The 8698-nt window shown below is 64.7% G+C and carries 12 protein-coding genes; all 12 read left to right on the top strand.

The genetic code is table 11. The annotated features are described in order from the left end of the window. Positions 1-257 precede the first annotated feature (257 nt). Positions 258-1259, top strand: a complete 1002-nt coding sequence (locus AC3XYG_RS35905; RefSeq protein ID WP_489144689.1) for a hypothetical protein — start codon at positions 258-260, stop codon at positions 1257-1259. Next, entirely contained in the window at positions 1256-1684 is a 429-nt protein-coding gene (locus tag AC3XYG_RS35900; protein WP_489144688.1) for a hypothetical protein, read from the top strand. The genes AC3XYG_RS35905 and AC3XYG_RS35900 overlap by 4 nt, the downstream gene beginning before the upstream one ends. A 14-nt stretch (positions 1685-1698) precedes the next feature. Continuing rightward, complete coding sequence (locus AC3XYG_RS35895) at positions 1699-3231, top strand: hypothetical protein (protein ID WP_489144687.1); 1533 nt, start codon at positions 1699-1701, stop codon at positions 3229-3231. Next, entirely contained in the window at positions 3228-3944 is a 717-nt protein-coding gene (locus tag AC3XYG_RS35890; protein ID WP_489144686.1) for a hypothetical protein, read from the top strand. Before AC3XYG_RS35895 ends, AC3XYG_RS35890 begins: the two co-directional genes overlap by 4 nt. Beyond that, the gene (locus AC3XYG_RS35885) at positions 3944-4834 is read left to right on the top strand and encodes a TrbG/VirB9 family P-type conjugative transfer protein (protein WP_489144685.1); all 891 of its coding nucleotides are present in this window, start codon (positions 3944-3946) and stop codon (positions 4832-4834) included. Before AC3XYG_RS35890 ends, AC3XYG_RS35885 begins: the two co-directional genes overlap by 1 nt. A gap of 2 nt (positions 4835-4836) precedes the next feature. Continuing rightward, the gene (locus AC3XYG_RS35880; RefSeq protein WP_489144684.1) at positions 4837-5289 is read left to right on the top strand and encodes a hypothetical protein; all 453 of its coding nucleotides are present in this window, start codon (positions 4837-4839) and stop codon (positions 5287-5289) included. Continuing rightward, positions 5286-6173: a TraB/TrbI/VirB10 family type IV secretion system protein gene (locus AC3XYG_RS35875; RefSeq protein WP_489144683.1), complete on the top strand. Its 888-nt coding sequence runs from the start codon at positions 5286-5288 to the stop codon at positions 6171-6173. The genes AC3XYG_RS35880 and AC3XYG_RS35875 overlap by 4 nt, the downstream gene beginning before the upstream one ends. Continuing rightward, positions 6170-6571, top strand: coding sequence for a hypothetical protein (locus AC3XYG_RS35870; protein WP_489144682.1), 402 nt, complete (start codon positions 6170-6172; stop codon positions 6569-6571). Before AC3XYG_RS35875 ends, AC3XYG_RS35870 begins: the two co-directional genes overlap by 4 nt. Beyond that, complete coding sequence (locus tag AC3XYG_RS35865) at positions 6568-6852, top strand: hypothetical protein (RefSeq protein ID WP_489144681.1); 285 nt, start codon at positions 6568-6570, stop codon at positions 6850-6852. Before AC3XYG_RS35870 ends, AC3XYG_RS35865 begins: the two co-directional genes overlap by 4 nt. A 1-nt stretch (position 6853) precedes the next feature. Beyond that, on the top strand, positions 6854-7438 hold the full coding sequence (locus AC3XYG_RS35860) for a hypothetical protein (protein WP_489144680.1): 585 nt from the start codon (positions 6854-6856) through the stop codon (positions 7436-7438). 212 nt (positions 7439-7650) lie between these two features. Next, positions 7651-8070: a DUF736 domain-containing protein gene (locus AC3XYG_RS35855; RefSeq protein ID WP_489144679.1), complete on the top strand. Its 420-nt coding sequence runs from the start codon at positions 7651-7653 to the stop codon at positions 8068-8070. 166 nt (positions 8071-8236) lie between these two features. After that, positions 8237-8575, top strand: coding sequence for a DUF736 domain-containing protein (locus AC3XYG_RS35850; protein WP_489144678.1), 339 nt, complete (start codon positions 8237-8239; stop codon positions 8573-8575). Positions 8576-8698: the final 123 nt, after the last annotated feature.

Here is an 8698-nt window from a genome sequence, read left to right as displayed (position 1 = left end):
CGGCGAGGTGTCCCGCGAGGACATCTAGTTCGAATACCGATGCGTCCACGACATCCTGGCCCGGCGCGGAGTCCGCGCCGGCATCTATCTGGGGGCCTCACACATCCCGGATAGCGAGGTCTGCCATCAGGTCAACTGCAGGGCCGGGCAACGACCGGCCGCACCATCAGGAGGGCCGCTCGACGGCGTCACTAACACCCTGAAAGAGTTCAACTCTCTCTTCAACTGACCCTCTCACCAGCGACGGAATCCCGCGCATGCCCTCGGCAGCGAACGCTCGACGATTCTCTTTGGCGACCCTCGGGTTCTTCGCCTTCGCTCAGGCGCAGGCGGCCCGGGCTGCCGATGGGGACACAACCGGCAACTTCGAAACGGTCGGCGCCTGGACGGCGACGATCAACCGCTTCAACAACGACATCGCTGATAAGATCGCCGAAATCACGAAGTTCGGCAGCGACTATTACAAAATCGGTATGGTCTTCATGACCGCGCTGGCCGCCATCTACCTTGTCATTGCCATCACCAATTACGTCTTCCGGGGCAAGGATTGGCCTCAGCTCCTCGGTAGCATCGTCTACACGGCCATCGTCATGGCCATCTTCGTGACCTACGGCGAGGTCGTGCGGGCCTTCAGCGCCGCGCCCTATGCCATCGCGACGACGCTGCAGACGGCCACGCTGGGCTCGGACGATGCGTTCGCGCCCATGGTCTATCTCTACAAGGTCGTCACCAACGTCACTTTCCAGAGCGACACCGCCTGGTATGACATCGTCGGGCAGATCGATACCGCTCTCAGCAGCGGGATGTTCGCCGTCGCCTTCCTCTTCGTCCAGGCCGTCTACCTCCTCGCGATCGCCTGGGCGACTCTTTGGCCGATCATCTATCTGTTCGCCCTCAAGATCATCGGCTTCATCACCATCCCGTTCCTGTTCGCCGGGCAGCTCGAATTCGTCTTCTACGGGTGGCTGCGGCAATTCTTCATGCTGCTGCTGTTCGTGCTGTTGGTGAACGCAGTGATGATCGCGAACGTCCTGCTCATCGCGTTCGCTTTCAATCTCCCCTTCTCGGCCGACACATTTGGCCAGACCATCGTCTCCGGCCTCCTCGCCCGGGCCCTCATCATCGCCATCATCGTGTTCGGCACCGTCGCCTTGTTCCAGGCGCAGCGGATTGCTGCCGCCTGGACCGGCTCGGACGCCCTCTCGTCAGGCCTGGCGCGGACGGCGGCGATGGCCATCACCAAGGGCCTCACGAAATGACCGCCTGCCGACTCCTTGCCTTCGGGATCCTGTTCTCGGCCGCGGTCGCGCTTTCCGCCTCGGCCCGGGCACAGGATCCTGTCTTCGACCATGTGCAGCTGAAGAAGATCGCCCAGGCGACGAGCGGGGATCCGCTCGACATCTGGTCCGATCGGGACCTCGCCGCAGTCGTCGCCGGCGCCCCCAACATCTTCGCCGGCACCTACCACACCGACCGCGGCACCATTGTCATCTCGCAGCTGGTCGGGCGGGGGCTCTGCGACACACCTTCGGACTGCCCCGTCCGCGTCGTGCTGCAGGACCAGGCCGGCAAGCGCCGCGTGCTGATTGAGAGCGAACAGCTCTGCGCCTCGCCGAACTTCTTCGCCGTCCGCCGTGATCTGAAGGCGCTGCGCGCCTGCGATCGCGTCGTGGATCTTCCCTGACCGAGGGCCGCACCATGTGGCGCACCTTCTGGAAGGCCCTCCTCGGCTTGCTGATCGCCCACAACGTGGCGGCGGCGGCCGTGCCCGTGGACGAGCTGATCGCGGTTGGGGTTCCGCCCAACCTTGCGCCCTACCTGTCGTCGGTCACCGTCAACGAAGGGAGCTGGGGTTCGACCAATCAATACGGATGCGTCGGTGCTTTCCAGTTCTGCCCAGGGACATTCGAGCAATACTACAGCGGATCCCAGCAGGATTTCTTGAACGACCCGAAGGCACAGGTCGACGCCTATATGAAATACGCCCAAGACGAATGGGCGAAGGCGCAGCGCAACGGGCTGACCTCCGCCATCGGGCACGAGGTTTGCTACAACGGCGTCTGCACGACCATCACGGAATCTTCGATCCTGATGGCCTGCCAATTCGGATGCGGCACGGGCGGGAAGCTCGATAACTTCATCCGCAACGGCTACAGCTGCGACGGGCCGAACAAGACGACGGACGGCAACGGCACGTCGATCTGCAAATATCTGGTCAGCGGCGCCGGCCATAATGTCGAAGACATCACCGGCAACGCCTCGCCCGAGACCGGGGCGCCGAGCATCCCGGGAGGCGGCGGCGGATCCGGCATCGGCCAGTCCGAGACGACCGGGAATTTCGCTTCGATCGCTGCCTGGACGGCCACGATCAATCGCTTCAACGAGAACATCGCCGGCAAGCTCATCAACCTGGTCCAGCAGGGCAGCGGGTATTTCAGGCTCGGCATGATGTTCATGGTCGCCATCGGCGCCCTGTACCTCGCCGGCGTCATCACCCTCTATGTCTTCCAGCGCGCAACCGCGACCCAGACCCTGGGCCGGCTGATCTATGCCGGCTTCGTCATGGGCATCTTCGTGACCTACGCCGTGGTGGTCACCGTCGTCAGCTGGACGCCCTACTCCATCGCGGCCCTGCTGCAGTCCGCCACGCTGGGCAGCGACGATGCCTTCGCCCCGACGGCCTATCTCTACAAGATCGTCACCAACATCCAGTTCCGGGACCAGGAAGCTGGCTGGAGCGCGCTGGGCGGCACCGATGGGACCGCATCTGCCGGTTTCGTCGTCGCCTTCCTCTTCGTCCAGACCGCCTACCTCCTCGCGATAGCCTGGGCGACGATCTGGCCGATCATCTACTTCTTCGCCTTGAAGATCATCGGTCTGGTCACCCTGCCCTTCCTGCTGGCGGGCAGGCTGGAATTCGTGTTCGCGGGCTGGCTGCGCCAGATCATGTCGCTTGCCATCTTCGTGTTGCTCGTCAACGCGGTGATGATCGCGAACGTCCTGTTGATCGCCTTCGCCTTCAACATCCAGTTCAACGCTCCGACCATCGGCCAGACGGTCGTTTCCGGGCTCCTCGCCCGGGCGCTGGTGACGGCAATCATCCTGTCCGGGACCGTGGCCATCTTCCAGGTCCAACGGGTCGCCGCCGCATGGGCCGGCGCCGGCGCCGCCCTCTCCACCGGATTTTCTCGAACCCTCACGACCATCGTTTCCAGGGGGATCTCATCGTGATCGACAGCACCTTTCAGGACCAGCTGGCGCGCACGCGGACCGCCACGGCGCTCGCGCGCAGTGGCCGGACGCGGAATGCGCTGCTGATCCTCGTCCTTCTCCTTGCCGTGGCCGTCCTCGTCCTGGCCTTCGCCTATGTCCGAGTGGTCGACCACTACGCCAACAACGTGCGCGTCGCCTGGGTCAAGCTCACTCCGAACGGCGACGGCTATGCCGAATATCTGGACGACGGCGGCCAGGCCGACCGCTATTTCGACAAGGCGGTTTACGGCTCGCTCACCAACTATCTGACCTGGCGGTTCCGGGTCGAGCCGAAGACCATCGACACCGATTACGGCAACGCCTCGACGTTCCTCGGCCCGATCGAAGCCAGCAAGTTTCTGACGGACTTCAAGGCGGCCGAGAAGGCCCGGGACGCCGTCGCCTGCGTGTCCTGCGCTCGGGCGCAGGTCAACGTCCGGGGCCTCGACAATACCTTGCTGAAGCCGGCGCAGGGGTCACAGGCGGCCATCTACAAGACCGCGGCCTTCATCACCGTCACCCAGCGTGACGCCGGCGGCGGCCTTCTGTCGCGAACCAACCAGATCGTGTCCCTCGAATGGACACTGCGGCCTGCGAGCGAGGCATCGCAGGGCCCCAATCTCGACCGCCTCGCCGTCAATCCCCTCTCCATCGAAATCATCTCCCAGGACGAAAGGGAGGACAAAGCCTGATGCGCGCCTCTGCCCTGTTCACCACCGCGATCCTCGCCACCCTCGCCGCCGGCGCCAGCCAGGCACAGACGGCGCCGGCATCCGCCAAGCCATCAGATCCGGTCTATGCCGCCTGCGGCACCCTCGATGTCGCCTCCGATCTCCGCATCACCCTGGCCGCTCACCCTCAGGTGGCGACCCGGGTCAACTTCCCGTCGCCGATCGCCGACGTCTCCAACTCCGCGCCGTCGCTGTGGGACGATTTCACCGCGCCGACGGGAGCCCGGTCCCTTTGGGTTCGGCCGAAGACGACGACGATCGCCGGCTCGACCGCCGGCGTGTCCGTCCTGACCCAGGATGGCCGGTCCTATGATTTCGTGTTCGACATCGCCGGCGACGTGCCCCCCACGACCTGCTGGTCCGTCGCCGACACCCGCACCATCCCGGGCACGGCCGATCGGCTGCAGGAGCTTGAGAGCGAGCGTGTCGCTCTCACCAACGAGCGCCGGCGCCTCCAGATCGAGCGCGAGGACCAGCGCAAGCGCACGGCCGATCTGAATCGGCAGCAGCAAGCGACGATCAGCGCCCTGTCCGATACCGCCTCGAAACAGGCGCGGGACGCCATCTCGGCGTTCAAATACAGCGTCAACACCTCCTATTCCTGGGGGTACTCGAAGTTGCCGCCGCCTTTCGAGATCTCGGCCGCGTTCGATGACGGTCGGAACACCTACGTCCGGATCCTCAGCGACGCTGCCGGCGCCCCGGCCGTCGTCGCCATCCAGGGCGACGAGACTATGGCGCTGAATTACTCCTACGACGACCTGACGGGCGTCTACACGATCCAGGGGCTGCATGAGCGGATCGAACTCCGCTTCGCCGGCATTCTGGCCCGCGTCGACCGGAAGCTCTGACCATGACCGTCGAGCCCATTCCGGAGCAGACCTCGGCCGAGGCCAAACCCGACCACATCAAGCGTGGGCTGATCGTCGTCGGTGTGGGCCTGGCCATCGTGATCGGCGGCGTCGGCATCAAAATGGCGCTGCAGAGCCCGAAGCAAATATCGGCGGATCCGAGCCCGAAGGCTGAAGCCCCGGCCCCGGATCCACAGAACACGTTCCTGCAGCAGTTCGAGCAGCAGCGCCCGAAGGACACGGCACCCGCCCCGTCAACGGCCGCCCCTTCGCTCGCTCAGGGCGAAATCGACGCCATGCAGGAGCTTCGCAAGAGCATGTCGGTCAAGTCGGCGCCGGCGAAGCAGCCGACGACCGTCGCCTCGGCACCGCCGAACCAGCAGAGGGCCGACGACCTCGACCGGCAGATCCAGGACCTGAACCGCCGGATACAGCAGCAGGGACAGCAGAAATGAAACCGCTTCATCTCGCTGTTGTCGGCCTGGTCCTCCTCACGCCCGCGATGGCGGCCGCTCAGGACAAGCTGGACAGCCTCCGCAGCGAAATCGAAGGTGCGCTGAAGGAGCAGGCAGGGCCGCCGCTCGATCCCCAGAACCTCCCCAGCCGGCCCGATCGCGACAGCACGTCGCCGGCGCCGTCCTCGCAACCATACCGTACTGAGGACCAATCGTCGGTCGACACGACGAAGCCGTCCGGCTTCGAGCCGGTCTCGGCGCTGCCCCTGGGCTACACCGGGCCGACGGCCAAGATCGCCGTCGGCACAATCGCCTCGGCTGTCGTCAACATGACGGCCAATTCCGACTATCCGGGGCCGTGGCGGGCGACGCTCAGCCAGCCGCTGATGAACATCGATCGCAGCGCGGTCATCGCGCCGACCGGATCGACCCTCGTCGGGATCTCGCAGTGTGCCGCCGGTCCCAACGAGCCGATCAACAACCGGCTAATCTTCACGCCGCTGATGATCGTCCTGCCCGACTCCCGCACCATCCCGCTCATCGGGCAGTACCAGCTCGACGGCACGGGCATCGCCGGTGTGCAGGACAAGGTCGACTACCATTTCGACGTCCAGGCGGCGGCGATCGGCGGCAGCTCCATCGCCGATGCCTTGCCCTCGGTCATCGCCGAAGCCCTCGGTGCCGACAACGCGTCGCGGATCAGCGACACGACCATCAATGCCCTCAGCGACAACGGCAAGGCCATCATCGAGCGGTACACGCAGCTGGTCCCCACCGTCGAAATCCGGCCCGGCGCCCCGGTGAACATCTTCTTCATGCGCGAGACCATCGCGCCTGTCTGGGGATCCCCGGAGCGCTACAGCTTCCAGCGGCCGCGCCGATGATGGGCCGACTTCCCATCCTGGCCATCCTCGCCTCTCTGCTCGGCGCCTGCGCCGCGCCGCCAGGCGCGCGACCGGTCTCGGCCATCAAGCCGGCGAAGCCGGATCTGCGATCGCAGACCGTCCGGATGACGCTTCCTCCGGACGCCTACACCGTTGGCGACGCCGCGGAATACCTCCTCGACGGCAGCGGCTACAGCCTGGTCCTGTTCTGCAAGCAGTGCCCCAAGGCCGCGCCGCGTCTCGCCGCGGAGCCCGTCTCGCCGCTCGCCTTCGCCAAGCCCAACGAGACCACCAGCGCCACCCGTGCCCTGCTGCTGATCCTCGGAGAGGGCCGTCGGCTCATCGTCGACGACGCCCTGCGCCTCGTGACATTCGACCGGACCGGAGGCGGCCAATGATCCGTCCGCTGCTTCTCGCCATGGCCGTGCTCGGCCTAACGGCCTGCTCCTCGAAATACCCCGACTACGAGGACCTGGAAACCCAGCCCTACTATTCGAACCTGCGCGACACCTTCCAGCGCGCGCCGGTATCCCGGGTCTCGTTCCAGTCACTCGACGGTCTCGCGTCGCCGCAGCGTTCACGCACGCCGGCACGCCGGCGCCCGTCTGCGGTGGTCGTCCGGCCGTTGCCGAACGCCACAACGGCTCCGACCCCTCTCATCCAGCAGAATGGAGGTTGAGGTGATCTGCAGGACCATTCTCGCGGCGATCCTCGCCGCCTTCATGCTCGCAGGCGCCGGCGCCGGCACCGCCTCGGCCCAGGAGAAGGACGGCGTCGACCTCGACTGCGCCTTGCTTCTCTGCATCCCAGGCGGGTTCCCGGACGACGGCCTGGGCGTTTGCTCCGCCTCCTACACCTACATGATTCAGCGCCTGCTTGCGGGCAAGTCGCCGATCGGCACATGCACCACAAGTGATGGCAGTGAGTTCAAGGACTTCAGCTATAGCCAAGGCACGCACTACTATTGCGACGAAGGGTTGACCCTAGCCGTTGAAGATCGTGGCAACGAGAACGGTTATCAAGACCTGCCCGACAACTACAGCTTCCCGTTCGGCACCGCCGGCAGCGCCGCCTGTTACACGAAAACTCTCTACAAAGAGTACCAATGCATCGGCAGTTACGGCCGCAACGGCGACTGCCGATACCAGTGGGTGACGCTCTACCGCTACAAGCAGGTCTCGAAGCCGAAGGGCGGTCGGTTCATCAGCATCACCATCTCGCCTGGCCAGAGCGACGCCTACAACTCAGGTCGGATCTACTACTGATGAGCCGTTGGTCCCGAGTTCACATTCTCAAGAGGGGGTGCCTGGGGCTACCCCAACGGATCCATGTCGCCGCCAGCGGCGCCAGAACTGGCCCCTCGCTCCGCGAGGCTCCGCCGGTGCCGCGTGAATGGCTGGTATCGCGACCTGAAGGCAGTCGAATCGGTATCCATGCCGGCGCGCCTTGCTTCCGAATCTGACCGGAGGCAGGAGACATGAAACGGACCGTCCTCCCCCCTGTACCTGCCGCGTCCTCTCCCCTACGGCTCGTAAATCATCCGTTGAAGTCGCGCAGTCGACACGCGGTATCCGAACGACAGGGACTTTCCATGGCAACGATCGGAACTCTCCGCAGACAAGGAGACTTGGTGGAGGGGCAGGTAATAACTCTACAGTTCAAACAATACATCAGGCTTGTCCCAAATCCTCGCGCCGACAGCTCGCCGATCTCACCTGCGTTGTTGATATATGCGGGCGAGGTCGAGATCGGAGCCGCCTGGGCGCGACTGCGGAACGGCCGTGTCGCGTACTTCGACGTCAGAATCGATGACGCCAGCCTCTCTCGACCGATCAATGCGACGCTGTATCCAGCGGATGACGACCCAGACCGCTTCGAACTGGTCTGGTCGAGATGACTACGGCGCGCGCTTGCTCTCGTCCGCATTGCAGGCCTGTACGCACTGGCGATTGTGCGCGTGTCGGGCGGCCGCGGGCCGCGATCGATCAATCATCCCCTCCTGCCGTGCAACGACAATCGGTGGGCAAGCAGGATCGGACCACTTCCAGCAGAAAGGAGCATCCATGCAGAGAATCGGTATGTTCACCCGTAAGGATGAGATCCTTGAGGGCCAGATCAGCACGTTGACAGTGAAGATCGAAGTCCGCCTCGTTCCCAACCCGGAGCAGGACGACGGTAACGCTCGGGCTCCCGATCTGCTTGCCTTCTCGGGTGACGCGGAGATCGGCGCTGCTTGGGAGAAGCACGAGACTGGGCGGCCTGCCTACTACACCATCCGGCTTGACGACCCGAGCTGGGCAGCTCCTTTGAGCGCCGTGCTCTTCAAGAACCGCTTCGACGACAAGCGCTATGACGTGGTGTGGTCCCGGAGTCCCGGAAGGGATGGCTCCGCCGTGGGATAGGCAGCAGCCGTCCGGCTCCGCCAGCGGATCCAGCTCACAACTTGGCCGGGAAAGACAATGTCACTTCGCTCTCTCCTCATCGTCAGATGGGCGGTCATCGGCTTTGCTGCAGGCAACGCCATC

Source organism: Inquilinus sp., from assembly GCF_057815775.1.
Note: the sequence above shows the minus strand (reverse complement) of the source record. Positions and strands in the feature narration are given on the sequence as shown.

Bases quoted from the DNA above. Each gene is read 5' to 3' on its own strand.
- AC3XYG_RS35900 (WP_489144688.1), top strand. From the start codon at position 1,256: ATGACCGCCTGCCGACTCCTTGCCTTCGGGATCCTGTTCTCGGCCGCG.
- AC3XYG_RS35875 (WP_489144683.1), top strand. From the start codon at position 5,286: ATGAAACCGCTTCATCTCGCTGTTGTCGGCCTGGTCCTCCTCACGCCC.
- AC3XYG_RS35865 (WP_489144681.1), top strand. From the start codon at position 6,568: ATGATCCGTCCGCTGCTTCTCGCCATGGCCGTGCTCGGCCTAACGGCC.
- AC3XYG_RS35895 (WP_489144687.1), top strand. From the start codon at position 1,699: ATGTGGCGCACCTTCTGGAAGGCCCTCCTCGGCTTGCTGATCGCCCAC.
- AC3XYG_RS35855 (WP_489144679.1), top strand. From the start codon at position 7,651: ATGAAACGGACCGTCCTCCCCCCTGTACCTGCCGCGTCCTCTCCCCTA.
- AC3XYG_RS35905 (WP_489144689.1), top strand. From the start codon at position 258: ATGCCCTCGGCAGCGAACGCTCGACGATTCTCTTTGGCGACCCTCGGG.
- AC3XYG_RS35880 (WP_489144684.1), top strand. From the start codon at position 4,837: ATGACCGTCGAGCCCATTCCGGAGCAGACCTCGGCCGAGGCCAAACCC.
- AC3XYG_RS35885 (WP_489144685.1), top strand. From the start codon at position 3,944: ATGCGCGCCTCTGCCCTGTTCACCACCGCGATCCTCGCCACCCTCGCC.
- AC3XYG_RS35870 (WP_489144682.1), top strand. From the start codon at position 6,170: ATGATGGGCCGACTTCCCATCCTGGCCATCCTCGCCTCTCTGCTCGGC.
- AC3XYG_RS35850 (WP_489144678.1), top strand. From the start codon at position 8,237: ATGCAGAGAATCGGTATGTTCACCCGTAAGGATGAGATCCTTGAGGGC.